The sequence below is a fragment of the Ideonella dechloratans genome (assembly GCF_021049305.1).
Taxonomy (GTDB): domain Bacteria; phylum Pseudomonadota; class Gammaproteobacteria; order Burkholderiales; family Burkholderiaceae_C; genus Ideonella; species Ideonella dechloratans.
Genome location: NZ_CP088081.1, coordinates 2,835,968 through 2,862,106, shown reverse-complemented (window position 1 = coordinate 2,862,106; position 26,139 = coordinate 2,835,968). Strand labels below are relative to the sequence as shown.

Sequence of the window (26,139 nt, the reverse complement as noted above, 5' to 3'; positions counted from 1 at the left end):
CATATTAGCCGCCCCCCGCATTCCAGGGGCATGTCAGGTCAAGCCCGCTTCAAGCGAGTTGCCAGGCCAGCACGGCCACCTCGGGCCCCAGGGCCTCCACCACCAGCAGGTCGCTTCCCCGCACCGTGTGGATGTCACCCGCTTCGAGGACATGGTCTTGCGCGTCATGGGCTTCGGTCACCCAGGCCCGGCCAGCCAGCACCCGCAGACGGGCACCGGCGACACCGCGGCGGCTCAGCACCTCGCCGGGCGCCAGGGCGACGGTGGGCGGGCCCAGCTCCAGCGGCAGGCGGGGCGCGGCGGCTTGGGGGCTGCGGTCGCGCCGCAGGGCGGAAAGCGGGGAGAGGGGCAGCGTGTTCATGGCCTCCACGGTAGGGGGCTGCTGTGCATCGGCCCAGCCACAGACAGGGGCCAGTGCGGGGGCCACACCCCCGCCTTTCGCGCGGCTGTGCTGGTCCGCTTCGGGCTCATCTGTACTGGTTCGCGCAGGGGTGACCCATACAGAATCGATCCATGAACACCGCTGCCGACACCCTGTACCTGCAGATCGCCGAATCCCTGGCCGGGCCGATCCGGGCCGGCACGCTGGCCCGGGGCGAGCGCATTCCCTCGGTGCGCGAGCTGGCCCGTGCGCGCGGGGTGTCCTTGGCCACGGTGGTGCAGGCCTACCGCACGCTGGAGGACGCCCGACTGATCGAGGCGCGGGCCCGCTCGGGCTACTTCGTGGCGGCGCGGCCGCGCCGCCTGCCGGAACCCGAGCCCTCGCGGCCGCCGGTCGCCTCGCTGGACGTGGACGTCAGCGCCCTGGCCGGTGAGGTGATGCGCCTGGCCACCACGGAAGACCACATCTCTTTCGGCGCCGCCTGCCCCACGGCCGACCTGTTCGACGAGGAGCGGGTGCGGCGGGCCGTCAGCCGCGCCACCCAGCGCCACCGCAGCACGCTGTGCCAGTACCCGCTGGGGCCGGGCGACGAATCCCTGCGTCGGGCGGTGGCTCGCCACACCCTGCGCATGGGCTGCGGTTACGAGGCCAGGGACATTGTCATCACCAACAGCTGCCTGGAATCGATCAGCCTGTGCCTGCGAGCCGTGACCAAGCCGGGCGACGTGGTGGCGCTGGAGTCGCCCACCTATTTCGGCCTGCTGGAGATCGTCGAGAACCTGCATCTGAAGGCGCTGGAGATCCCCACCCACCCGCGCACCGGCATGTCGGTCGACGCGCTGCAGCTGGCCTTCGACACCCAACCGGTCAAGGCGGTGCTCATCGTGCCCACGCTGAGCAACCCGCTGGGGGCCTGCATGCCGCTGCCCGAGCGCAAGCGCCTGGCCCAGATGGTGGCCGAGCGTGGCATCCCGCTGATCGAAGACGTGCTCTACAACGACCTGGTCGAGCAGGAGGACAAGCGCCGCGCGGTGGCCTCCTTCGACCCCAGCGGCCATGTGATGCTGTGCGGTTCCTTCAGCAAGACCATCGCCCCGGGCCTGCGCCTGGGCTGGGTGGCGCCGGGCCGCTGGCAGGACAAGCTCTCGCGCATGAAGGCCACCACCTCGGGCGGGCAGGCGGTCATCCTGGAGCGCGCCCTGGCCGATCTGCTGACCCAGCCCGGCATCGAGGCGGGCTACCGGGCGCTGCGCAGCACCATCGCCGCCCGGGTGGACGAGGCGCGCGACCTGATCGCCCGCCACTTTCCCAAGGGCAGCAAGGTGACGGACCCGCCCGGCGGCTACATCCTCTGGGTGGAATTGCCCGAGGGCGTCGATTCGATGGCCCTGTACCGGGCCTGCCTGGCCGAACGCATCTGCATCGCGCCGGGCGTGATGTTCAGCGCCACCGACCGCTACCGTCGCTTCGTCCGCCTGGGCGTGGGCGGGCGCTGGGACGACGCGCAGCGCGCCGGCCTGAAGCGGGTGGGGGCGCTGGCCTGCGGGCTGGCGCAGGCACCGGCCGCCCAGGGCTCGGCCGAGTCGCCCCGGTTGGCGACGGACTGAGCAACCGGCTCACACCCCGCCGCCCAGCGCCTGGTACAGCGTCACCTGGTTCTGCAGACGGGACAGCTGGTTTTCGGCCAGGGCCACCTCGGCGGTGCGGCGGCGCTCCTGCGCGTCCAGCCAGTCCTTGAGCGCCACCGCGCCGTGGCGGTAGCGCACCTCGGTCAGGGCCTCGACCTGTCGGGCCGCGGCCAGTGAGCCGGCCAGCCACTCGCCCTGGTGGGCCAGGGCCTCGCGGTTGCTCAGGGCGTTCTGCACATCGGCCAGGGCGCTGTAGAGGGTCTGGCGGTAGCCGATGACCGCGCTTTCATAGGCCGCCTGGTTCTTGGCCTTGCTCAGGTGCATCTCCCGCACCCGCAGGAAGGGCAGGGTCAGGCCCGCGCCCAGCGTGCCCACCGGGTTGGACAGCAGGTTGCTCAGCGCATTGCTGCTGCTGCCCAGGGCGCCCGTCAGGCTCAGCGTGGGGTAATAGGCTGCCGCGGCGGCGTCGTTGCTGGCCAGGGTTTCGCGCAGGCGCAGTTCGGCTGCTCGCAGGTCGGGGCGGCGGCCCAGCACCTCGGCCGGCACGCCGGCGGCCACCGCGGGCAGCGGCCGGTCTGGCAGGGTCTGAGGCTCCTGCGGCAGCAGGCCGGCCAGGGCCGCCGTGCTGGGCGCATGGTCAAACAGGAGCACCAGCGCATGCCGGGCTTCCGAGCGTTGTTCCACCAGCGCTGAGACGCTGGCCTGCTGGCTCAGCACGGTCTGTTCGGCCTGCTGCAGGTCCAGGCCCGAGACGGCGCCGGCTTCGTACTGGGCCTTCACCAGCTCGCGCGTGCGCTGCGCATAGTCCAGGCTGGCCTGGGCGCTGGCCACGCGCTGGTTCAGGTAGGCCAGCTGCCAGTAGTCCTCGGCCACGGTGCCGGCCAGGCTCAAGGCCGTGGCCTGGCGGTCCTGCTCGGTGGCCAGGGCCTCCCATTGGGCCGCGTCGTTCAGCGCGGCCAGGCGTTCCCACAGGTCCACCTCCCAGCTCACGCCGGCGCTGACGCTGTGGGTCTGGCTGCGGGTGCCGGCAGGGTTGATGGCGCGCTGCGAGCTGCTGCTGAGGCTGGCGCTGGGCACAGGCCAGCGGTTGTTGTCGGCCAGCTCGGCGGCCAACTGCGCCTGCTTCACCGACAGGGCGGCCACGGCCATGTCGGCGTTGCGCCGCAGGGCTTCATCGACCAGGGCGCTCAGGGTGGGGTCGTCGAAGCGGGTCCACCAGTGTTCGATGCTGGCCGCGGCCGGGCTCGGGGTGTCCCACTGCGCCGGCACGGCTGGTTCGGGCGCGCTGTAGGGCGTGCGGGTGAGGGCGCAGCCGCTGGCCAGCAGCGTGAGGGTGGCCAGGGTCAGGGCCTGGAGCGGGAAGAAGCGTGAACGTGCGGCCATGGGATCAATCACGGGACAGGGCCTCGACCGGGTTGAGGCGGGCGGCGCTGCGGGCCGGCAGGTAGCCGAACACGACGCCGATCAGCGTGGCGCAGAGGAAGGCAGCGCCCATCGCGGTGGGCGAGAAGGACAGCGCAAAGTCCTGGCTGAAGTGGGAGAACAGCGCGCCGAAGCCCAGGGCCCCCGCGATGCCCAGCACGCCACCCAGCAGGCAGACCAGCACGGCCTCGATCAGGAACTGCTGCTGGATGTCGCGCTGGCGCGCCCCCACGGCCATGCGCACGCCGATCTCGGCGGTGCGCTCCGTGACGCTCACAAGCATGATGTTCATCACCCCGATGCCGCCCACCACCAGGGAGATGACCGCGATCGAGGCGATCAGCAGGGTCATGGTCTGCGTGGTGCTTTCAATGGTCTGGCGGATGCTGTCGGTGTTGAGCACGTAGAAATCCACCCGGCCATGGCGGCGCTCCAGCAGCTGGTTGATGCCCTGTTCGGCCGCGGCCATGGGTGCCGAGTCGTCCACCCGCACCGTGATGCTGCGCAGATAGCCCTGGCCGATCAGCCGGCGCATCGTCGTGGTGTAGGGCACGAAGATGTTCAGGCTTTCGCTGTTGGGGCCGAAGGCACTGTCCTTTTTGGCGGTGACGCCGACCACATAGACCGGCATGCTGCCCAGGAACAGCACCTGGCCGATCGGGTCGCCGGTGGGAAAGAGCTTCTTCTTCGCGTTGTCGTCGATCACCGCCACCTGGGCGTAGCGGCGGATGCCGTCGGCATCGAAGGCCGTGCCCAGGGCCATCTGCAGCCCCTTGACGCGGAAGTACTGCTCGCCCACGCCGGTGACGTTGACCGAGGCGTCGATATTGCCCACCCGCGCGGTCACCGAGGTCTGCACATTGGGCGTCACGCTGTCCACGTAGGACTGCTCGGCCAGCGCGTCCGCGTCCTCCGGGCGCAGGGTCTGGATGCGGGCGGAGCGCGGGTCGCCAAAGCCCTGGCCGGAGAACACCTCGATGGTGTTGGTGCCGATGTTGGCGATGTTGGCCAGCACCTTCTGCTGCGAGCCCCGGCCCAGCGCCACCACCGACACCACCGAGGCGATGCCGATGACGATGCCCAGCATGGTCAGCAGGGTGCGCAGGCGGTGGGCGTTCATGGCGAGCAAGGCCATGCGCAAGGCCTCGCCCAGGCTGTCGGCGGTGGCGCGCCAGCGGCGGGCCAGGGTCTGGTCACGGGCCGGCGCCGGTGGCGTGCGCGGGGTGGACGCCGGGGCGGTGGCCCGCGACGGGGTGTTGGGCGCATCGGAGACGATGCGGCCGTCCTTCAGCTCCACGATGCGCTCGGCGTGGCGGGCCACGCCCATGTCGTGGGTGACGATGATGATGGTCTGGCCCTGGGCATGCAGTTCGCCCAGGATGCGCATCACCTCTTCGCCCGAGCCGCTGTCCAGCGCCCCGGTGGGCTCGTCGGCCAGGATGACACTGCCGCCGTTCATCAGCGCACGGGCGATGGACACCCGCTGCTGCTGGCCGCCGGAGAGCTTGCCCGGCACATGCTGGGTGCGGTCGCCCAGCCCCAGGCGCTGCAGCAGGGCCTGCGCGCGGCTGTGGCGCTCCGCGGCCGGCAGGCCGGCGTAGATCGCGGGCACCTCCACATTGCCCTGGGCCGTCAGGTCCGACAGCAGGTGGTAGCGCTGGAAGATGAAGCCGAAGTGCTCGCGCCGCAGCTCGGCCAGCTCGTCCGGGCGGAGCTGGGCGACTTCGCGCCCGGCGATGGTGTAGCGGCCGCGGCTGGCCTGGTCCAGGCAGCCGATCAGGTTCATCAGGGTGGACTTGCCGGAGCCGGATTGGCCGACGATGGCCACCATCTCACCGGCCTGGATCTGCAGGTCGATGTCCTGCAGCACCGTCAGGGTGCCTTCGCCGGCGGGAAAGTCGCGGCTGACGCCGCGCAGGTCCAGCAGCGGGGCGGCTTGCGTGTGTTCGCTCATGGTGCCGGCGTCAGAACATCGGCGGGCCCATGCGCCGCTGGTTGCTGCCGCTGCTGGCGCTGGCCGCGTTGCCCAGCACCACCTGCTCGCCTTCACGCAGGCCATCCAGCACCTGGGCGGCCACGTTGTTGTCGATGCCGATCTTCACCCTCCTCGGCTGGGGTCGGCCATCCGGACCCACCACCTGCACCTGGGTCTGGCCATCCTGGCCGCGCGGGCCCAGGGCGCCGGCGGGGATGGTCAGCGCGTTCTTCGCCGCGTTGCGCACGATGTGCACCGTGGCCGTCATCGAGATGCGCAGCAGGTGGTCCGGGTTGGGCACATCCAGCTTGCCGTTGTAGTAGATGGCGGTGGCGCTGGTGGTGCTGTTGGTGGAACTGCTGCTGGTGCTGGAGGTGCTGCTGGAGCTGATGCTGTCGGTGGCGGGCTCGATGCTGCGCAGCGTGGTGTCCCAGCGGCGGTCGGGCTCGCCCAGGATGGTGAAGTACACCTTCTGCCCCGGCTTCACACTCGTCACATCCGCCTCGGAGATGGACGCCTTCACCGTCATCGTGTCCACCTGGGCGACGATGAGGATGGTCGGTGCGGACTGGTTGGCGTTGACCGTCGTGCCCTCCTCGGTCACGATGGCCACCACCTGGCCGTCGATGGGCGAGGTGATGCGGGTGTAGCCCAGGTTCACCTGGGCCGTGTCCACGGCGATGCGGGCGGCCTCGACCTGGGCCTTCAGCGCCTCCACATTGGCCTGCGCGGTCTCGACGCCTTCACGGGCACTGTCCAGGTCGGCCTGGGCGCTGGCGTCGCTGCGGCGCATCTGCTGCTGGCGGTTCAGGGTGCGCTGGTTCTGGGCCAGCGTGGCCTGGGCAGCGAGCAGCTGGGCCTGCACCTGGGCCAGCGCCGCCTGGGCGTTGCGCAGCGTGTTCTGCTGCGTCATCGAGTCGATCTCGGCCACCAGCTGGCCCTTCTTCACCATGTCGCCCAAGGCCACCTTGAGCGATTTCACCTGCCCCGACACCTGGGCCCCCACGCTGACCTGCTTGAAGGCCTGCAGCGTGCCATTGGCCAGCACGGTGTCCTCGATGTCGGCGCGCTGGACTGGCGCGGTGATCAGCGAGGGCGGAGCCGGGCGGCGGAAGAAGATGTACCGCGCGCCCAGGGTGATCAACAGCAGCGCAATGGCACCCAGGACCAGGCGTCGGGCGCGCGGGGAAGAGAGCTTCATGGGGACGAGAACGAGAAGTGTTCTCGCGACTGTCGCAGCGCCTCAGGTCTGGGGTTTTGCTGCTCTGTGAAGGGGCTTCACGAAGCTAGGGAGAGGGCGTCTGCGCCACGGAGCGGGACCAGCGGATGAGTCCCCAGGCATAGCGTGCGTAATAGGCCAGCAGGGTGCCCAGGATCATCAGGGTGAGTGGGCTGCGGATGAAGTGGTCCGGCGACTCGGCGAGCAGCTCGGGCAACCAATAGAGCTGGGCCAGGCGGTAGACCACGCGGGCCGTCAGCAGCAGGGACAGGGCGATGCCGATGTGGGCATGGGGCGTGTAGAAAAGTCCCTGGGGCGTGACCTCGAAGCGCGTGCGCTGCAAGCCCAACTGGGCCAACAGCGCGCCGGCGCCCAGGCCCACCACCAGCACGGCGGCCCGCAGCGGATGGACCGCCAGGCCCAGCAAGAGCACGGCGGCCAGCAGCGGCAGCAGGATCAGCGACATCCAGGCCCGCACCGGGCGAAAGTGCTGCCGCCCCACCAGGCGCCGCACCCGGCTGTAGATCCGCCAAGCGATGAGCAGACCGATGCCGGCGATGGCCAGCGGGGGCAGGTGTGCGTGGGGCGGCATCGGCTTTCGGTTCAGGTGCTGGCCCAGCAGGCGGCTTCGGTTTGTCCTTTGCCACCGGCCTCCAGCACCGGCACCTCGGCTGCGCAGCGCTCGAAGGCCAGCGGGCAGCGGGTGCGGAAGCCGCAGCCGCTGGGGCGGGCGATGGGCGAGGGCAGTTCGCCCTGCAGGATGATGCGGGTGCGGCGCTGGGCCGGGTCCACCGTGGGCGTGGCCGAGAGCAGGGCCTGGGTGTAGGGGTGGCGCGGGTGGCCGAACACGGCATCGCGCGTGCCGCGTTCCACACAGCGGCCCAGGTACATCACCATCACCTCGTCGGCCACGTGGCGCACCACGCCCAGGTCGTGCGAGATGAAGAGGTAGGCCACGCCCAGCTCGCGCTGCAGGTCGGCCAGCAGGTTGAGCACCTGGGCGCGGATGGACACGTCCAGCGCGGAGACGGGCTCGTCCAGCACCAGCACGCGGGGCTGCAGCATCAGTGCACGGGCGATGGCCACGCGCTGGCGCTGGCCGCCGGAGAACATGTGCGGGTAGCGGCCGAAGGCCTCTTCGCGCAGGCCCACGCGGGCCAGCATGGCGCGGGCCGCGGCCTCGCGCTCGGCCGGGCTGCCGACGTGGTTGGCCTCCAGCGGCTCCATCAGCGTGCGGCCGATGGTCTGGCGCGGGTTGAGCGAGCCGTAGGGGTTCTGGAACACGATCTGCACTTGGCGGCGCAGGGCGCGGCGCTGCTCGCCATTGGCCTGGGCCACGTCCAGCCCGTCGATCAGCAGCTGACCGGCGGTGGGCGTTTCGATCATGGTCAGCAGCTTGGCCAGGGTGGACTTGCCGCAGCCCGATTCGCCCACCACCGCCAGCGTGCGGCCGGCCTGCAGCGAGAAGCTCACGCCGTCGAGCGCATGCACGGTGGCGGGCGGCTTGAACAGGCCACGGGCCACGGGGTAGAGGCGCTGGAGTTCGCGGGCTTCGAGGACCGGCGCGGCGGTTTCAGCAGCGGCGCTCATGCGGCGTTCTCCAGGTTCAGCGCAAGGGGCTGGCCCGCATCGTCCAGCGGGGTGTGGCACAGGGCGCGGCCCAGCGCGGCATCGGCCGGCAGGGGCTTGACGGCATGGCAGTGCGCGTTGGCCCAGCGGCAGCGCGGGGCGAACAGGCAGCCGGCGGGTCGGTCGCTCTGGCCGGGCACCACACCGTCGATGGCCTCCAGCCGCGCGCCGGTGGCGCGCTCGGGCAGGGCGGCCAGCAGGGCATGGGTGTAGGGGTGGTGCGGGTGGGTGAAGAGGGTGGCGGCGGGCTGCGTCTCCACCACGCGGCCGGCGTACTGCACCATCACCCGGTCGGCGGCTTCGGCCACCACGCCCAGGTCGTGGGTGATCAGCACCAGCGCCATGCCGGTGTCGCGTCTCAGGGTCTGCAGCAGGTCCATGATCTGGGCCTGGATGGTGACGTCCAGCGCGGTGGTGGGCTCGTCGGCGATCAGGAGGCGCGGCTTGCAGGCCAGCGCCATCGCGATCATCACCCGCTGGCACATGCCGCCCGAGAGCTGGTGCGGAAAGGCGCGGGCGCGGCGGGCCGGGTCGGGGATGCCGACCTGCTCCAGCAGTTCGATGACGCGGGTCTGGCGTTCGCGCCGGCCCAGCGGGGTGTGCTGGGCCAGGGCCTCGCCGATCTGCCAGCCCACGGTGAAGCAGGGGTTCAGCGAGCTCATCGGCTCCTGGAACACCATGGCCACGTCCTTGCCGATCAAGCCGTTGCGCGGCCGCCCGGAGACGGCTTGCACCCCCTCGGGGGGCTGGGCGCGAAGCGACCATGGGGGCCGAAAGAGACCACGGCGCTGGCGCGGGCTCAGGGCCCGCAGGTCCTGGCCGTCGAAGACCATGCGCTCGGCGGTGACGGTGGCCGTCCAGGGCAGCAGGCCCATGATGGCCAGCATGGCCACCGACTTGCCCGAACCCGATTCGCCGACGATGGCCAGCAGCTCGTTGGGGGCGACGCTCAGGTCCACGCCGTCCACGGCCCGGAAGGGCCCGCGGCGGGTGGCGAAGCTGACCGACAGCCCGCGGATGTCCAGCAGGGGCGCGCTCATGTTTTTCTCATCTTGGGGTCCAGTGCATCGCGCAGGCCGTCGCCGGCCAGGTTGATGGAGACCACGGTGATCAGGATGGCCAGGCCGGGCAGGGTGACCAGCCAGGGCTCGGAACGGATGAACTCGCGGGCGTCGGCCAGCATGGTGCCCCACTCGGCGGTGGGCGGCTGCGCACCCAGGCCCAGAAAGCCCAGGGCGGCGGCCTCGAGGATGGCGTCGGACACGCCCAGCGCGGCCTGCACGATCAGCGGGGCCAGGCAGTTGGGCAGCACGGTGCGGAACATCAGCCGGGCCTTGCCCACGCCGGCCACCCGGGCGGCGGTCACGTAGTCCTTGCCCAACTCGGCCTGGGCCGAGGCGCGCAAGAGGCGCACATAGCGCGGCAGGTAGACGATGGTGACCGCCACGATGGTGTTGGTCAGGCTGGGGCCCAGCACGGCGACGACCAGGATGGCCAGCACCAGGCTGGGCACCGCCATGATGAGGTCCATCACGCGGGTGATCAGGGTGTCCACCACCGGACCGAAACTGACGCAGGCCAGGCCCAGCAGCACGCCGATGACGAAGGACACGCCCATCACCGACAGGCCGATGAACAGCGAGACTCGGGCGCCGTAGATCAGCCGAGTCAGCAGGTCGCGGCCCAGGCTGTCGGTGCCCAGCAGGAAGCGGGTGCTGCCGCCGGGCTCCCAGAACGGCGCAGCGCGGATGGCGTCGCGGAACTGGGCGTCCGGGTCGTAGGGGGCGATCAGCGGGGCCAGCAGGGCGGCCAGCACCACCAGCAGCACCACGGCCAGGCCGGCCACGGCGCCGCGGTTCTCGCGGAAGGCGAACCAGAAGTCCGCCAGGGGATGGGTGTCACGCATGGCGGATGCGGGGGTTGATGAGGCCGTAGGTCAGGTCGACCACGAGGTTGACGAGGATGACCACGCCCGACACCAGCATGACCCCGCCCTGCAGGGCCGGATAGTCGCGCCGGGAGATCGACTCGATCAGCCACTTGCCGATGCCGGGCCAGGAGAAGATGGTTTCGGTGAGCACGGCGCCGGCCATCAGCGCGCCCACCTGCAGGCCGATGACGGTGACCACCGGGATCATGGCGTTGCGCAGCGCATGCAGGCCCACCACCCGCCAGGCCGGCAGGCCCTTGGCGCGGGCGGTGCGCACATAGTCCTCGGCCAGCACCTCCAGCATGGCCGAGCGGGTCATGCGGGCGATGACGGCCAGCGGGATGGTGCCCAGCACCACGCCCGGCAGGATCAGGTGGTGGATCGCGTCCCACACCGCGCCGGGCTGGCCCGAGAGCCAGGCGTCGATCACCATGAAGCCGGTCACCGGCTCGAAGTAGAAGTTGATCAGGTCGATGCGGCCGGACACCGGGGTCAGGCCCCAGCGCTCGCCCACGTACATGATGAGCAGCAGGCCCCACCAGAAGATGGGCATGGAGTAGCCGGTGACCGACAGGCCCATCAGGGTCTGGTCGTAGAGGCTGCCGCGCTTGGCCGCTGCGATGGCGCCGGCCGGCAGGCCGATGACCGCCGCGAAGAGCATGGCGAAGAAGCTCAGCTCCAGCGTGGCCGGGAACAGGGCCATGAACTCCGTCAGCACCTTCTGGTTGGTGGCCAGCGAGGTGCCGAAATCGCCGTGCAGCAGCTGCCAGACATAGTCCAGGAACTGCTTCCAGACGGGCTGGTCCAGCCCGAGCTCATGGCGGAAGTAGGCCAGGCGTTCGGGGCTGATGCCCCGCTCGCCCACCCGCACCTCCACCGGGTCGCCCGGCACCAGCCGGATCGCCACGAAGGTGACGAACATCAGCGCGAAGAAGGTCGGGATGGTGAGCGCCAGCCGGCGCCAGAGGAAGCGGAACATCAGATCACCAGTTGTCGCTGCGGGTCAGCAGGAACCAGTCACCGTTGTTGATCTCGTAGACGCTGACCACGCCATAGCGCTGTTCGCCGTTGTCGCCGAAGCGCATGCTGCTGGTCACCGGGGCCAGCGGGTCCACCGTCTTGAGGGCGGCCACCAGTTTCTCGCCGTCCACGCTCTTGGCCTGGCGGATGGCCGCGGCCAGCACGTACACCGCATCGTAGGCGTAGTGGCCGCCATAGACCGGGTCGTGGTTGAACTTGGCGCGGTAGCGGGTCAGGAAGGCCTTGCCGCCCAGGAACTCGTCCACACCGATGATGGGCGAGGTCGCGTAGATCTTGCCGGCCGCCGGGTTGGCCTTGGCCATGGCCGGGGTCTTGATCGTGTCACCGCCGACGATGGACAGCTTCACACCGGCCGTGGCCAACTGGTCGGCCAGGGCCAGCACCTGGAAGTCGGCCAGGGTGGTGACCAGCACGTCGGCCTTCTGGGCCTTCAGGCCGTCGATCAGCTTGGCGAAGTCGGTGGTCTTGGCGTCCAGCGACATCTCCAGCACCACCTCGCGCTGGCGGGCAGTCAGCTGGGCCTTGGCCGACTGGGCCAGGCCCTTGCCGTAGGGCGTGGCGTCGTCCACCACGGCGTAGCGGTGGGAGCCGCCGGGCAGCTGGGCGGCGAAGGCGCCCATGGCCTTGGACTGCAGCGCGTCGCTGGCCACCAGGCGGAAGGTGGTGGGCAGGCCCATCTGGGTGTATTCCGGCTTGGTCGAGATGGCCAGCTGCGGAATCATCTTGGCGGCGTAGACCGGGGCCGCGGCCATGCTGACGCCCGAGTTCAGGTGGCCGATGACGGCCACCGCGCCCTGGTCGATCAGCTGCTGCGCGACCTTCTTGCCGGTCTCGGGGTCGGACTTGTCGTCCCCGCTGATGATTTCGAACTTCACCACCTTGCCGTCGATCTTGAAGCCCTCCTTGTTGAGGTCCTCGACGGCCATGCGGGCGCCGTCCACCATGTCCTGGCCCAGGGCGTCCAACGGGCCGGTGAGCGGCTGGGCCACGCCGATCTTGATGGTGTCGGGCACGGGCTGGCAGGCGCTGAGCAGGGAGCCCAGGCCTGTGACCAGGCCGAGCAGGGCGCTGCCGGTCAGCAGGCGGCGGAGACGGAAATTCATGGTGATGCGGGAAGGGTGGGTGAAGCGGAAAACGGCAGCGGCACGCCGGGGGAGGCCGGCGTGCCGGGAATCTGCCGGGAGACAGGGTCAGGGCAGGGCGGTCACTTCAGTTCCACACCATTGAACTGGTGGGTGTTGAAGGGGCTCTGCTTGTAGCCGACGACCTCCTTGCGCAGCACCTCGAAGACCACCGAGTGGGCGATCTTGTCGTCGGGCTGGGCGTCGTGCTCCATGACCTGCATCTCCTGGTAGAGCTTGGTGCGGGCCTTGGCGTCGGTCAGGGTGCGGGCCTGGGTGAGCTTGGCGTCATAGGCCTTGTCGCACCACTTGGAGATGTTGTTGCCGCCCGGGCGGGCCGCGTCGCAGCCGTGCAGGAAGAAGAAGTTGTCCGGGTCGCCGTTGTCGCCGTTCCAGCCGAACAGGGCCGTCATCGGCTCACCCTGCTGCAGGCGCTTGCGGTACTCACCCCATTCGTAGGTCACCAGCTTGGCGTTGACGCCGACCTTGGCCAGGTCGGCCTGCATCATCTCGGCCATGCGCTTGGCGTTGGGGTTGTAGGGGCGCTGCACCGGCATGTACCAGAGGTCGATGTCCAGCGGCGTCTTCACGCCGGCCTTGGCCAGCAGGGCCTTGGCCTTGGCGGGGTCGTAGGGGTAGTCCTTGACCGCGCCGTTGAAGGCGGCCATGGTCGGCGGGATGAAGTTCACCGCCGCGGTGCCCGCGCCCATGTAGACGTCCTTCAGGATGGCGGCCTTGTCGATGGCCATCGTCAGGGCCTGGCGCACTTCCTTCTTGTCCAGCGGCGGCTTCTGGACGTTGAAGGCCCAGTAGCCGATGTTCAGGCCCGGCATGCTGATGACCTTGAGCGCGGCATCCTTTTGCATCTCGGGCAGGTCGGCCGGCCGCGGGTAGGCGCTGACATGGCATTCGCCGGCCTTGAGCTTGGAATAACGGGCGGTCGGGTCGGTGGTGATGGCGAAGACCAGGCTGTCCACCTTGGCCTTCTCGCCCCAGTAGGCCGGATTGGCCTTGTAGCGGATGACCGCGTCCTTCTGGTAGGCCACGAACTGGAAGGGGCCGGTGCCCACCGGGATCTGGTCGAACTGCTCCTTGCGGTTGCCCTTGGCCAGGAAGTCGGCGTACTCGGCCGAGTGGATGGCGGCGAAGTCCATGGCCAGGTTGGCCAGCATGGTCACGTTGGGCTTCTTCAACGTGAGGCGCACGGTGTAGGGGTCGAGCTTCTCGATCGAGACCAGGTCGTCCTTCAGGCCCATGTCGGCGAAGTAGTCGTACTTGCCGCCGGAGACCTTGGCGTAGGGGTGATCGGGCTTCCATTGGCGTTCGAAGCTCCAGACCACGTCGTCGGCGTTGAAGTCGCGCGTGGGGGTGAAGCCATTGACGCCGCTGTGGAACTTCACGCCGTGGCGCAGCTTGAAGGTGAAGACCTTGCTGTCGGGCGAGACGGTCCAGCTCTCGGCCAGACCCGGCTCCACCTGGGTGGTGCCGCGGGCGAACTGGGTCAGGTGGTCGTAGACCGGCTTGGCCGCGTCGAAGCTGGTGCCGGTGGTGTTCAGGGCGGGGGTGAAGTTCTCGGGCGAGCCCTCGGCGCAGTAGACGAGGGTCTTGGCGCTGGCGGCGGCGCCGCAGGCCAGCAGGGCCGCCAGGGCCAGGGCCGACCGCAGGGTCGGGCGGTTCACGGTCATGCAGGGATCTCCAGAGACAGTTGTGCCGTCGGATGGGGCCGCGCCTGAAGAGCAGCCCCGCGTTGCGGGGGCATTCTGCGCCGGTTCGGAAGCAGGCGGCCCGGGGGCAACGCAAACAAGGTGGCAAGCATATGCAAGTTCCGGGCCCTTTCCGGGGTCGGCTTCGGGTTTGTCGGGAGGCGCAGGAGGGGCACAGGCGATCGTGTACCGTCGCATCCATGCAAGCCACCGAGCCGTCTTCCGCCCTGTCCGACCCCGCCGTGCCGCCGCCTCCGGTGCCGCCCGCTGTCCCTCCGGGCCTGTGGCGCCTGGCGGCGCGCCAGCTGTGGCTGGATTTCCGCGCCGGCGAGCTGCGCCTGGTGCTGGCTGCGGTGGTGCTGGCCGTGGCCGCGCTGACCGCGGTGGGCTTCTTTGCCGACCGGCTGCAGGGCGGCCTGCAGCGCGATGCCGCCCAGTTGCTGGGCGGCGACCTGGTGGTGCGGGGCGACCAGCCCCTGCCGGCCGAGCTGGCGGCGCAGGCCCGCAAGGCCGGCCTGACGGTGGGCAGCAATGCCGTCTTTCCCAGCATGGCCCGGGCCGACGAGGCCCAGGGCGGTGCGACCCGGCTGGTGTCGGTCAAGGCGGTGAGCGCCAACTACCCGCTGCGTGGCCGCCTGGGTGTGATGGACGGGCCGGAAGCGGCGCCGCACCCCGGCGGTGCGCCCGCGCCGGGACAGGTGTGGGTGGATGCGGCCGTCACCGAGGCCCTGGGGCTGGCCGTGGGGCAGGACCTGCTGCTGGGCGACGCGCGTTTTCGCATCGCCGGGTTGATCGCCACCGAGCCGGACCGCGGCACCGGCTTCCAGTCCTTTGCGCCACGGGTGATGCTGCGCGAGGAAGACCTGCCCGCCACCGGCCTGATCCAGCCGGCCAGCCGCGTGGCCTACCGGCTGCTGGTGGCGGCCGAGCCCGCCCAGGCCCGCGCCCTGGCCCGCTACACCCAGTGGGTGCGCGGCATCCTCAAGGCCGAGGGCGCGCGCGGTGTGCGGCTGGACACGCTGGAGAGCGGTCGGCCCGAGATGCGCCAGACCCTGGACCGGGCGAGCAAGTTCCTGAACCTGGTGGCCCTGCTGGCGGCCCTTCTGTCGGCGGTGGCGGTGGCCATTGCTGCGCGCGACTTCGCCCAGCGCCACCTGGACGACTGCGCCATGCTGCGGGTGCTGGGCCTGTCGCAGCGGCGCATCGCGGCGGTCTATCTGGGCGAGTTCGCGGCCCTGGGCCTGGGCGGCAGCCTGCTGGGCGTGGCCCTGGGGGGCGCGCTGCACCTGCTGTTCGTCACCCTGCTGGCCGGGCTCATCCCGGCCAGCCTGCCGCCGCCCACGGTCTGGCCAGCCCTGCTGGGCCTGGGTGTGGGCCTCACACTGCTGATGGGCTTTGGCGTGCCGCCGGTGCTGCAACTGGCCCAGGTGCCGCCGCTGCGGGTGCTGCGACGCGAGATGGGCAGCATCCGTCCCGCCTCGGCCGGGGTGCTGGGGGCGGCGGCCCTGGCCTTCGGCGCCCTGCTCGTGGTGGTGGCGAGGGACCTGACCCTGGGCGCCATCGCCGTCGGCGGCTTTGCCGTCGCGCTGGCGCTGTTCGCCGGCCTGTCCTGGGTGGCCGTCAAGCTGCTGGGACGCTGGGTGCCCGAGGCCGGCGGGCCCGACTGGCTGGTCATTGCCACCCGGCAGGTGGCCGCACGCCCGGGCTTCACCATGCTGCAGGTCTCGGCCCTGTCGGTGGGGCTGATGGCCCTGGCCCTGCTGGTGCTGCTGCGCACCGACCTGATCAACAGCTGGCGCCAGGCCACGCCGCCGGATGCGCCCAACCGCTTCGTCATCAACATCCAGCCCGACCAGGCGGCCGACTTCCGCGCCATGCTCGACGGGGCGGGCGTGCGGGGCTACGACTGGTACCCGATGATCCGCGGCCGGCTGCTCACCATCAATGGCGCCGAGGTGGGCCCGCGCTACGCCGGCAACGACGAGGCGCGGCGCCTGGTGGAGCGCGAGTTCAACCTCAGCCACGCGGCCCAGATCCCGCCGCACAACCTGCTGGCCGGCGGCCGCTGGCAGACGGACGAGAAGGACGGCCTGAGCGTGGAGGCCGGCCTGGCCGAGAAGCTGGGCCTGAAGCTGGGCGACCGGCTGCGCTTCGACATCACCGGCCAGGTCGTGGAAGGGAAGGTGACCAGCCTGCGCAAGGTGGACTGGGGGTCGATGCGGGTGAACTTCTTCGTGATGTTCCCGCAGGCCGAGATGCCGGACCTGCCGGCCACCTACATCGCGGCCTTCAAGGCGCCGGGGCAGAAGGGCTTCGACAACGCCCTGACCCAGCGCTTTCCCAACATCACCGCCATCGACGTGACGGCGACGCTGGCCCAGGTGCAGGCGGTGATCGACGAGGTGATCCGCGCGGTGCAGTACCTGTTCGTGTTCAGCGTGGCGGCGGGCCTGGTGGTGCTGTTCGCCGCACTGGGTGCCACCCGCGAGGCCCGGGCCCACGAGTACGCGGTGATGCGGGCCTGTGGCGCCAGCAGCCGGCTGCTGGCCCGGGTACAGCGGGCCGAGCTGCTGGGCGTGGGCGCGCTGGCCGGCGGCCTGGCCACGCTGGGGGCGGTGGCCGTGGGCTGGGCGCTGGCGCGCTTCGTCTTCGAGTTCAGCTGGACGGCCGCGCCCTGGGTGCCGCTGCTGGGCATGGTGGCCGGGGCGCTGCTGGCGCTGGCGGCGGGCTGGTGGGGCCTGCGCGAGGTGCTGCGCCGGCCGGTGATGGAGACGCTGCGCCGGGCGGCGGAGTGAAGCTGCCGGGGCCATTGCCCCGGCGCTGTGCTCAGGCCGATTGCAAGCGGAAGGTGGCCACCACGCCGGTCAGGCGCTGGGCCTGCTCGCGCAGGCTCTCGGCCGCGGCGGCGCTCTGTTCCACCAGCGCGGCGTTTTGCTGCGTCATCTGGTCGAGCTGGGTGACGGCCTGGTTGACCTGGCGGATGCCACCGTTCTGCTCGCCGGCCGCGGCGGTGATCTCGCCGATGATGTCGCTCACCCGCTGCACGCTGGCCACGATCTCGTCCATGGTGCTGCCGGCCGACTGCACCAGCTGGGCGCCGGACTCGACCTTGTCCACCGAGCTGCCAATCAGGCTCTTGATTTCTCGGGCGGCCTCGGCGCTGCGGCTGGCCAGGCTGCGCACCTCGCCGGCCACCACCGCGAAGCCGCGGCCCTGTTCCCCGGCGCGGGCGGCTTCCACCGCGGCGTTCAGGGCCAGGATGTTGGTCTGGAAGGCGATGCCGTCGATCACGCCGATGATGTCGGCGATCTTCTTCGAGCTGGCGTTGATTTCGCCCATGGTCTGCACCACCTGGCGCACCACCTCGCCGCCGCGCTGGGCCACGGCGGCGGCCGAGCTGGCCATCTGGTTGGCCTGGGCGGCGGCTTCGGTGCTCTGCGCCACGGTCTGGGTCAGCTGGCTGACCGAGCTGGCGGTCTCCTGCAGGTTGCTGGCGGTGGCCTCGGTGCGCTGACTCAGGTCCTGGTTGCCGGTGGCGATCTCGCTGCTGGCGGTGGAGATGCTGTCGGCGCTGTGCCGCACCTCGCCCACCAGGCTGCGCAGGGCGTCGGTCATGCGGGCCAGGGCGCGCTGCACATCGCCGATCTCGTCGGCGCGGTCAGGTTGGATCTGGGCGCTCAGATCGCCGCCGGCGATGCGGTCGGCCAGGCTCACGGCCTGACGCAGCGGCGTCACCATCTTGCGCACCATGCTCCAGGTGGACAGGCCCAGCAGCAGCACGATGCTCACCATCACGCCGGCCACCAGGAACACCGTGCGCATGCGCTGGTGTCCCACTTCCTGGCGCAGGCCGTCGGCGGTGGCCTCGGTCAGGTGAAACAGCGCCTGAGCCCCAGCAGCCTCCTGCGCCTGGGCCAGGGCGGCCTTCTCCTCGGGCGTGTCCAGCAGGCCGGCCAACTCGTTGCGCAGCCCCGCCGCGCGTTCGGTGTTGCCGGCCTCCAGCGTGGCCAGCAGCTTGAGGCTGGCCTCGAGCTTGGCCTGCTGGTGGGCTTGGGCGGCGTTGGATTCGGCCTGGGTGCGTTGGGTGCGGACCACCGACATCGACGTCATGACGACCGTCATGGCCGCCAGGACGATGACGGGCATCCACAGCCGGGCGGCCAGCGACAGCGGCTTCATGGGCGGTCCGGACGGTCGGTCAGGCGACGCTGTCGTCGATCAGGCCCATGTCGGCCGAGCTCATCAGGGCCTGGATGTCCATCAGGATCAGCATGCGCTCGCCGACGTTGGCGATGCCGGTGATGAAGGACATGTCGACCTGGGCGTTCATGCCCGGGGCCGGCTTGATGGTGTCGCCACCGAGCTCCAGCACGTCGGACACGGAATCGACCACCGCACCGACCACGCGGCCCTTGATGTTCAGCACGATCACCACGGTGAAGGCGTTGAACTCGGCGGTCTCGCAGCCCAGCTTCACCCGCAGGTCGATGATCGGGACGATCACGCCGCGCAGGTTCACCACGCCCTTGAGGAACTCGGGCGAGTTGGCGATGCGGGTGGGCTGCTCGTAGGAGCGGATCTCCTGGACGCGCAGGATGTCGATGCCGTATTCCTCGCCGCCGAGGCGGAAGGTCAGGTACTCGCCGTGTGCAGCCCCGGGCGTGGCCGCGGCGCTGCTGGCACGGGTCTGGGCGTCCTGAAGGGTGCGGGCCGCCTCGTGGCGGGCGACCTGGGCGGCGTCGGTGATCATGTCCATGGTGACTGTCCTTGGGTGGGTGCCCGCCGAAACAAAGGCGGTTCCAGGGGTTTATCGGCAGGGTCAGGTGTTCCTGAAGGGCCGTGGCCTCAGGCGATACCCTGTTCGTGGTGAGGGTCCAGGCGGAAGGTGGCCACCACGCCCGAGAGCTGGTGGGCTTGCTGCTTGAGGCTGTCGGCCGCGGCGGCGGACTGCTCCACCAGCGCGGCGTTCTGCTGGGTCATCTGGTCGAGCTCGTTGACCGCCGAGCCCAGCTCGCCGATGCCGCGGCTCTGCAGCCGGGTGGAATCGCTGATCTCGTCGATGATGCGGCTGACGTGCTGCACCGAGGTCACGATCTCGGTCATGGTGTGACCGGCATCACGGGCCTGGCGGGTGCCGTTCTCGATGCGCTCCACCGAGGCGCCGATCAGGCTCTTGATCTCGCGCGCGGCCTCGGCGCTGCGCTGGGCCAGGCTGCGCACCTCGCCGGCCACCACCGCAAAGCCACGGCCCTGCTCACCCGCACGGGCCGCTTCCACGGCAGCGTTCAGGGCCAGGATGTTGGTCTGGAAGGCGATGCCGTCGATCACGCCGGTGATGTCGGCAATCTTGGTGGAGGACTGGTTGATGTCTTCCATGGTGGCCACCACCTGGTGCACCAGGCTGCCGCCGCGTTCGGCCACCTGGGTGGCGTTCTGGGCCAGCTGGCTGGCCTGCTGGGCCGATTCGGCGCTGTGATGCACGGTGCCGGTCAGGTGTTCCATCGAGGCGGCCGTCTCCTGCAGGTTGCTGGCGGTGTGTTCGGTGCGCTGGCTCAGGTCCAGGTTGCCGTTGGCCACCTCGCTGCTGGCGGTCAGGATGCTGTCGGCGCTGTGGCGCACCTGGCCCACCAGACGCCGCAGCGACTGCTGCATGTCGGCCAGGGAGGCGATGAAGGCGGACACCTCGTCACGGCCCTCGCGCGGCAACTCGCCGCCGAGGTCGCCCGCGGCGATGCGCCGTGCCGCCTCGCTGGCCTGGGACAGCGGTCCGATGATGGAGCGCAGGGTCAGCACCATCATCACGCCCACCACGCCCAGCACCACGGCCAGCAGGGCCAGGCTGGCGCCCATCTCCACCTGGGTGCGCGTCTTGGCCTCGTCGCGGGCAGCTGCGGCCGTGGTGCGGGATTGCTGCACCCAGCCGTCGAAGGCCTTCTGCGCCGTCTCCAGGTCGCCCTGGGCCTGGCCGGCGTAGGCGTAGGCGGCGCTGGCGTCGATCTTGGCGTCCACCACCTGCTGCAGCACATCCTGCAGGGCGGTCACATGGGCCTCGAAGCCCTTGATGCCTTCGGCCAGACTGGCTTCGCCGGCCATGGGCTGCAGGTCCTTGCGCAGGGCGGCCACCGTCTTCTTCCATTGTTGGAAGAACTCGTCGGCGGCCACCGTGTTGCTGCCGTTGAGCATGGTGGCCTGTTCCAGGCGCTGCATGCGCTCCATCGAGAACAGCACGCCATTGGCGGTGTCCAGGCTCTGCAGTTGCTGGGCCATCAGCTGGTCGCCCTGTTCTCGCACGCTGCGCACGGTCCAGACGGACCACAGCACGACGACGAGCATCAGGATGCCCAGGGCGGCCAGACCGGCGGTCAGGCGAAGACGGATGCTGAATTGGCGAAGGAGTTGGTTCACTGCTTTGTTCCCACGAAAAAAACCAAGGACTTCACCGGGTCATCGGTGTTATCCCGAAGAACTTGAGCCAGGTCAGGGCCCGGTCTTGAAAGCAGGCGCCCTGAACTCCGGTGGGAGGCTCAGGGCGCAGGGCACACCTCAGAAGGTTTCCCACTCGTCGTCGGCGGGGGCCGTGGCCTCGGCCCTGGCGGGCGCGGGGCGCACCGGCGGCGGCTCGACCGATGCCGCAGCCACGGGCTTGGCTGCGGGCGTGGGCCGCTTCAAGGCGGTGGGGCTGGGCGCCGGTGTGGCCGGCGGGGTGGGAGGCGCGGCCCGGGATACCGGCACCGCCACCGGGGCGGGTGCCGCGCTCATGCCGCTGTCCAGTCGGAAGCGGGCCACCACGTCGTTGAGGCGGCCGGCCTGGTCCTTCAGGCTCTCGGCCGAGGCGGTGGACTGTTCCACCAGCGCGGCGTTTTGCTGGGTCATCTGGTCGAGCTGCACGACGGCGCTGTTGACCTGCTCGATGCCCTTGCTCTGCTCGCTGGCGGCGGTGCTGATCTCCTGGATGATGTCGTTGACGCGCTGCACCGAGGAGACGATTTCGCCCATGGTGGCACCGGCATCCTGCACCTGGCGGCTGCCGTTCTCGACCTTCTCGACCGAGGCGTTGATCAGTTGCTTGATCTCGCGCGCGGCTTCGGCCGAGCGGCCGGCCAGGCTGCGCACCTCGCTGGCGACCACGGCAAAGCCGCGGCCCTGTTCCCCGGCGCGGGCGGCTTCCACCGCGGCGTTCAGGGCCAGGATGTTGGTCTGGAAGGCAATGCTGTCGATCACGCCGATGATGTCGGCGATCTTGTGGCTGGCGTGGTTGATCTCGTCCATCGTGGTGACCACCTGGGCCACCGCGTCGCCACCGCGCTGGGCCACCTGGGCGGCCGAGCCGGCCAGGTCGCTGGCATGGCCGGCCGAGCTGGCGCTGTCGCGCACCGTGGCGGTCAGCTCTTCCATGGCGCTGGCGGTTTCCTCCAGGTTGCTGGCGGTCTGTTCGGTGCGGCTGCTCAGGTCGGCATTGCCGGCGGCCACCTCGCGGGACGCCATGTGGATGCGCTGGGCGCTGTCGCGCACCTCGCCCACCAGCGTGCGCAGGGCGCGCTGCATGTGGTCCAGGGCCCGCAGCAGGTCGGCGGTCTCGTCCTTGCCATGGACGTGGATGGTGCGGGTCAGGTCCCCTTCGGCGATGGCCAGCGCGATGTCGCGGGCATGGTGCACCGGGCGGGTGATCGAGGTGGAGTTCAGCAGGGTCAGCGGCATCACCACGATCAGCACCAGCACCATCACGATGCCGAAGGACCAAGCCAGGCGGGTGGTTTCGGACTGGTACTGCGCCTGGGCGGCGGCAATGTCCTGGTCCACCAGGGTCTGGATGCGGCCGACCCCGTCGTCCACCGCGCGGATCTGCTCGCGCGCGGACGACAGGGACTGGTTGAGCGTGGCCGAATCGGCGGCGGCGCCTGCGTCGAAGGCGGCGGTCGCGGCGCTGGCGTAGGCGTCGATCTTCTGCAGGGCCTCACGCGCCACGGCGTTGTTGGCGTCTTCCTCGCCTTCCAGCAGGGCATTCAGAGAACGCTTCAGGCTGTCCTGGGCGCCCGTCCACTGCTGCTTGTCCTGGGCCATCGCCTCGGCCGAGCCATGGTTGATCACCATGTTCTTCTCGAACTGGCGCACCTGGCCCAGCGCAGTGCGGATGTTGCTGACGTCGTGCAGCTCCTTCACCGAGTGGCGCATCAGCGCCTCGTTGACCTCCGTGAGCCGGACGGTGCCGACATAGGTGGTCAGGCCGAGCAGGGCGAACAGGCCCAGCACGGCGGCAATCGCGCCCTGCATTCGCAGGCGGATCGTGAATCCTCGCATCCACTGCATCATGGTGAAACGGTCCTTGGGTGACTCAATGAATGGCGTGTCCGGCGCTGCGGTGCTGGTCCAGCCGGAAGCGGCTGACGATCTCGCCGAGCTGCTGGGCCTGGTCCTTCAGGCTCTCGGCCGCGGCGTTGGATTCCTCCACCAGCGCGGCGTTCTGCTGGGTCATCTCGTCAAGCTGGTTGACGGCCCGACCCACTTCGGAGATGCCGGCGCTCTGCTCGCCGGTGGCGGCGGTGATCTCGGCGATGATGTCGGTGACGCGCTGCACGCTCTGGACGATCTCGGCCATCGAGCGGCCGGCGCTGTCCACCAGCGTGCTGCCGGATTCGACCCGCTCCACGCTGGTCTGGATCAGCTGCTTGATCTCGCGCGCGGCCTCGGCCGAGCGGCCGGCCAGGCTGCGCACCTCGCCGGCCACCACGGCAAAGCCGCGGCCCTGTTCCCCGGCGCGGGCGGCTTCCACCGCGGCGTTCAGGGCCAGGATGTTGGTCTGGAAGGCGATGCCGTCGATCACGCCGATGATGTCGCCGATGCGCTGGCTGGCCTCGGAGATCTTCTGCATGCTCTGGACCACCTCCTGCACCACCTCGCCCCCGCGCTTGGCGGTGTCGGAGGCGGTGTGGGCCAGCTGGTTGGCGGTCTGGGCCGCGTCGGCCGTCTGCCGCACGGTGCCGCTGAGCTGCTCCATGGACGAGGCGGTGCGCTGCAGGTTGGAGGCCGCCTGCTCGGTGCGGTGGCTCAGGTCCATGCTGCCGGAGGCCACTTCACTGCTGGCGGTGGAGATGCCGTCGGTGGACTGGCGGATGCCGGCCACCATCTCGTGCAGGCTGCCGCGCATGCGCTGCATGGCGCGCTGCAGGCGACCGATCTCGTCCTCGCGGTCCACCGTCAGGTCCACCGTCAGGTTGCCTTCGGCGATCGCTTCGGCCGTGCCGATGGCATGGAGCATCGGCCGGGTGATCGAGCGGGTCAGGGCCCAGGCGATCCAGGCGCCCATGCCCAGGGCCAGCACCGCCATGCCGATCATCAGCTGGCGGGCGTTGGCCGCGGAGGCCGCGCCGTCGCGGTGGGCGGCTTCGACCTCCTGGTTGAGCACCTCTTCCAGGTGGGTCATGCTGGCCAGATAGGCGTCGGCGGCGGGCAGCAGGCTGTGGTCCACCTCGGCGGCTGCACCGGCGTCACCGGACTTGAGCAGGGCCAGCACCTTCTTGCGGGTGCCCAGGTAGTTCTCGCGGGCGCTGCCGATGGCCTCCAGGGCCTGGCGGCCGCTGTCGGAGAGCGCACCCTCCGTCAGCTTCTTCTGCAGCACGCTGATCTCGGCGCTGGTGGCCTTCATCTGGGGCGCCAGGTAGGCGTCCAGCTGGGGGTTGTTGTCGGCCTTGGCCAGCGACAGCGCGCGCGCCAGGTTGACCTGCGTCTGGCCCCGCCATTGCTGGGCCAGGCTCAGCTGGTCATTGGTCGCGTCCACGGCGGCCTGCAGCTGCTCCTGCTGGCGCATCTGCACCAGCCCCAGCGCGGTGATCCCCACCAGCAGGGCCAGGGTGGCGGTGAACCCCAGGCCCAGCCGGACGCCCAGGGTCATGCGGCGTGTTGGCATGGCGGTCTCCTTCGACTTTCTGATCAGTGACGCGAGCGGCGCACCAGGGAGCCGATGTCCAGGATCAGGGCCACGCGGCCGTCACCCATGATGGTGGCGCCGGACACGTCCGGGACCTTGCGGTAGTTGGCTTCCAGGTTCTTCACGACGACCTGCTGCTGGCCGAGCAGCTCGTCCACCAGCAGGGCCACACGCCCGCCTTCGGCTTCGACCACCACCATGATGTTGGAGGACTTCTCGAAGTCGAAGCGGGGCACGTCGAAGACGCGCTCCAGGTCGATGACCGGCATGAACTCGTCGCGCACCTCGACCACGCGGCCGGAATTGCCGATGGTCTTGATCATGTTGGGGGCGATCTGGAAGGACTCGACCACCGAGGACAGCGGCAGGATGTAGCACTCGTCGCCCACCCCGATGCTCATGCCGTCCATGATGGCCAGGGTCAGCGGCAGGCGCACCTTGACGCTCATGCCGTAGCCTTCGGCGGAGTCGATCTCCACCGTGCCGCCCAGGGCGGTGATGTTCTTCTTGACCACGTCCATGCCCACGCCGCGGCCGGAGACATCGGTCACCTGCTCGGCGGTGGAGAAGCCCGGCGCGAAGATCAGGCCGTAGACCTCCTGGTCGGTCATGGTGTCGGGCGCGTCGATGCCGCGCTCGCGGGCCTTGTTCAGCAGCTTCTGGCGGTTCAGGCCGCGGCCGTCGTCGCGCACCTCGATGACGATGGAGCCGCCCTGGTGGGAGGCCACCAGCGTCACGGTGCCATGCTCGGGCTTGCCCTTGGCCACACGGTCGGCCGGCAGTTCGATGCCGTGGTCGCAGCTGTTGCGCACCAGGTGGGTCAGCGGGTCGGTGATCTTCTCGACCAGGCCCTTGTCCAGTTCGGTGGCTTCACCCTGGGTGACCAGCTCGACCTTCTTGCCCAGCTTGCCGGCCAGATCGCGCAGCATGCGGGGGAAGCGGTTGAAGACCATGGACATCGGAATCATCCGGATCGACATCACCGCTTCCTGGAGGTCGCGGGTGTTGCGTTCCAGATCGGCCAGACCGGACAGCAGCTGCTGGTTCAGGGTGGCGTCCACGTTGCGGCTGTTCTGGGCCAGCATGGCCTGGGTGATGACCAGTTCGCCCACCAGGTTGATCAGCTGGTCCACCTTCTCGACCGAGACGCGCAGGGTGGTGGAGTCCATGCCGCCGCCCTTGGCCTCGGCCTTGGGGGCGGCCTTGGGGGCCGCGGCAGCGGTCGGCGCCGCCGGCGCGGCAGCCGCCGGGGCCGCAGGGGTGGCGACACTGCCGGCGGCCGCGGGGGCGGCACCCGGCGCGCCCGGCGCGTCGTCGAAGAAGCCGTAGCCCTGCTCTTCGGCCTGGCTGGACTTCTCGGGTGCCCCCGGGGCGCCCTCGTGGAAGCCGTAGCCCGGGCCCATCGGCAGCAGCTGCATGGCCTCGCGGGCCACGTGGAAGGTGAACAGGTCCAGCAGATCGTTGTCGCTGGTGGTGGTCACGATGCGGAAGCGGCGGATGCCATCGGCGGCATGGCCGGCATCCAGCGGTTCGATCGTGCCCAGATTGGAGATTTCCTTGAACAGCTCGGCCAGGTTGTCGGCCTGTTCCGGATGCTCCAGCGGGCCCACGCGCAGCTCGATGGCCCGCGCACCGTTGGGCGCGGCGGGCGCCTGCGCTGCCGGTGCGGTGGGCGCCACGGGGGCCGGCGCTGCAGCCGTCGGGGCCGGTGCCGCCGGGGCCGGGGCGCTGCCGCCTTCGGCCAGGGCCCGGATGTGGGCAACCAGGGCCGAGGTGTCCGGGGCGTCGGCGCCGGAGCCCTGGTGGCGGGCCAGCAGGGCCTTGAGTGCGTCGCCGGCTTCCAGCAGCACGTCCACCATCTGTGCGGTGGGTTGCAGTTCGTGGCGGCGCAGCTTGTCCAGCAGCGTCTCCATCTGGTGGGTCAGCTCGGCCACATCGGAGAAGCCGAAGGTGGCCGCCCCCCCCTTGACCGAGTGGGCGCAACGGAAGATGGCGTTGAGCTCCTCGTCGTCGGCGGCGCTCAGGTCCAGCTCCAGGAGCTTCTGCTCCATGGCTTCCAGGTTCTCACCGGCTTCCTCGAAGAAGACCTGGTAGAACTGGGTCAGGTCAATGCCGTCGCTGGTGCCGTGGTCATGGGTGGTGTCGGCCATGGGTGCAAGTTCCT

19 protein-coding genes are annotated in these 26,139 nt (G+C 70.2%); 2 read left to right on the top strand and 17 right to left on the bottom strand.

Going from position 1 to position 26,139, the window contains the following annotated elements; all coding sequences use genetic code 11:
* Positions 1-49: 49 nt before the first annotated feature.
* Positions 50-361, bottom strand: a complete 312-nt coding sequence (locus LRM40_RS13320; RefSeq protein ID WP_151121912.1) for a DUF2917 domain-containing protein — start codon at positions 359-361, stop codon at positions 50-52.
* A gap of 152 nt (positions 362-513) precedes the next feature.
* Here LRM40_RS13320 and LRM40_RS13315 point away from each other — a divergent pair, with 152 nt between their 5' ends.
* Positions 514-1,989 (top strand): aminotransferase-like domain-containing protein, encoded by a 1,476-nt coding sequence (locus tag LRM40_RS13315; RefSeq protein ID WP_151121911.1) that lies wholly within the window; start codon positions 514-516, stop codon positions 1,987-1,989.
* Positions 1,990-1,998: 9 nt separating this feature from the next.
* On the opposite strand, the gene LRM40_RS13310 is transcribed toward LRM40_RS13315, so the two are convergent.
* The 10 genes from LRM40_RS13310 to LRM40_RS13265 form a co-directional block, all read right to left on the bottom strand.
* On the bottom strand, positions 1,999-3,393 hold the full coding sequence (locus LRM40_RS13310) for an efflux transporter outer membrane subunit (protein WP_151121910.1): 1,395 nt from the start codon (positions 3,391-3,393) through the stop codon (positions 1,999-2,001).
* A 4-nt stretch (positions 3,394-3,397) separates the two neighbouring features.
* Positions 3,398-5,386 carry a MacB family efflux pump subunit gene (locus LRM40_RS13305; RefSeq protein ID WP_151121909.1) on the bottom strand — a complete coding sequence of 663 codons (1,989 nt, stop codon included), beginning with the start codon at positions 5,384-5,386 and terminating at the stop codon, positions 3,398-3,400.
* Positions 5,387-5,396: 10 nt separating this feature from the next.
* Positions 5,397-6,608 (bottom strand): efflux RND transporter periplasmic adaptor subunit, encoded by a 1,212-nt coding sequence (locus LRM40_RS13300; RefSeq protein ID WP_151121908.1) that lies wholly within the window; start codon positions 6,606-6,608, stop codon positions 5,397-5,399.
* A gap of 85 nt (positions 6,609-6,693) precedes the next feature.
* Positions 6,694-7,218 carry a CcdC protein domain-containing protein gene (locus LRM40_RS13295; RefSeq protein WP_170288753.1) on the bottom strand — a complete coding sequence of 175 codons (525 nt, stop codon included), beginning with the start codon at positions 7,216-7,218 and terminating at the stop codon, positions 6,694-6,696.
* Positions 7,219-7,229: 11 nt separating this feature from the next.
* On the bottom strand, positions 7,230-8,216 hold the full coding sequence (locus tag LRM40_RS13290; RefSeq protein WP_151121907.1) for an ABC transporter ATP-binding protein: 987 nt from the start codon (positions 8,214-8,216) through the stop codon (positions 7,230-7,232).
* On the bottom strand, positions 8,213-9,295 hold the full coding sequence (locus LRM40_RS13285; RefSeq protein ID WP_151121906.1) for an ABC transporter ATP-binding protein: 1,083 nt from the start codon (positions 9,293-9,295) through the stop codon (positions 8,213-8,215). The genes LRM40_RS13290 and LRM40_RS13285 overlap by 4 nt, the downstream gene beginning before the upstream one ends.
* On the bottom strand, positions 9,292-10,161 hold the full coding sequence (locus LRM40_RS13280) for an ABC transporter permease subunit (protein ID WP_151121905.1): 870 nt from the start codon (positions 10,159-10,161) through the stop codon (positions 9,292-9,294). The genes LRM40_RS13285 and LRM40_RS13280 overlap by 4 nt, the downstream gene beginning before the upstream one ends.
* On the bottom strand, positions 10,154-11,164 hold the full coding sequence (locus LRM40_RS13275; protein WP_151121904.1) for an ABC transporter permease subunit: 1,011 nt from the start codon (positions 11,162-11,164) through the stop codon (positions 10,154-10,156). The genes LRM40_RS13280 and LRM40_RS13275 overlap by 8 nt, the downstream gene beginning before the upstream one ends.
* Positions 11,165-11,168: 4 nt before the next feature.
* Complete coding sequence (locus tag LRM40_RS13270; protein WP_151121903.1) at positions 11,169-12,329, bottom strand: branched-chain amino acid ABC transporter substrate-binding protein; 1,161 nt, start codon at positions 12,327-12,329, stop codon at positions 11,169-11,171.
* Positions 12,330-12,430: 101 nt separating this feature from the next.
* Positions 12,431-14,032 carry an ABC transporter substrate-binding protein gene (locus LRM40_RS13265; RefSeq protein ID WP_151121902.1) on the bottom strand — a complete coding sequence of 534 codons (1,602 nt, stop codon included), beginning with the start codon at positions 14,030-14,032 and terminating at the stop codon, positions 12,431-12,433.
* Positions 14,033-14,250: 218 nt separating this feature from the next.
* On the opposite strand from LRM40_RS13265, the gene LRM40_RS13260 reads away from it, so the two are divergent.
* Positions 14,251-16,845: an ABC transporter permease gene (locus LRM40_RS13260; protein ID WP_151121901.1), complete on the top strand. Its 2,595-nt coding sequence runs from the start codon at positions 14,251-14,253 to the stop codon at positions 16,843-16,845.
* Positions 16,846-16,876: 31 nt separating this feature from the next.
* Here LRM40_RS13260 and LRM40_RS13255 read toward each other — a convergent pair whose 3' ends face one another.
* The 6 genes from LRM40_RS13255 to LRM40_RS13230 all read right to left on the bottom strand — a co-directional run bounded on the left by LRM40_RS13255 (position 16,877) and on the right by LRM40_RS13230 (position 26,125).
* Positions 16,877-18,229: a methyl-accepting chemotaxis protein gene (locus LRM40_RS13255; RefSeq protein ID WP_151121900.1), complete on the bottom strand. Its 1,353-nt coding sequence runs from the start codon at positions 18,227-18,229 to the stop codon at positions 16,877-16,879.
* Positions 18,230-18,248: 19 nt separating this feature from the next.
* On the bottom strand, positions 18,249-18,806 hold the full coding sequence (locus tag LRM40_RS13250; protein ID WP_151121899.1) for a chemotaxis protein CheW: 558 nt from the start codon (positions 18,804-18,806) through the stop codon (positions 18,249-18,251).
* A gap of 89 nt (positions 18,807-18,895) precedes the next feature.
* Positions 18,896-20,455, bottom strand: coding sequence for a methyl-accepting chemotaxis protein (locus LRM40_RS21480; RefSeq protein WP_310734142.1), 1,560 nt, complete (start codon positions 20,453-20,455; stop codon positions 18,896-18,898).
* Between the two features lie 138 nt (positions 20,456-20,593).
* The gene (locus tag LRM40_RS13240) at positions 20,594-22,348 is read right to left on the bottom strand and encodes a methyl-accepting chemotaxis protein (protein ID WP_231067547.1); all 1,755 of its coding nucleotides are present in this window, start codon (positions 22,346-22,348) and stop codon (positions 20,594-20,596) included.
* Positions 22,349-22,382: 34 nt separating this feature from the next.
* Complete coding sequence (locus tag LRM40_RS13235; RefSeq protein WP_151121897.1) at positions 22,383-23,954, bottom strand: methyl-accepting chemotaxis protein; 1,572 nt, start codon at positions 23,952-23,954, stop codon at positions 22,383-22,385.
* Positions 23,955-23,977: 23 nt separating this feature from the next.
* Positions 23,978-26,125 (bottom strand): chemotaxis protein CheA, encoded by a 2,148-nt coding sequence (locus LRM40_RS13230; RefSeq protein WP_231067546.1) that lies wholly within the window; start codon positions 26,123-26,125, stop codon positions 23,978-23,980.
* Positions 26,126-26,139 lie beyond the last annotated feature (14 nt).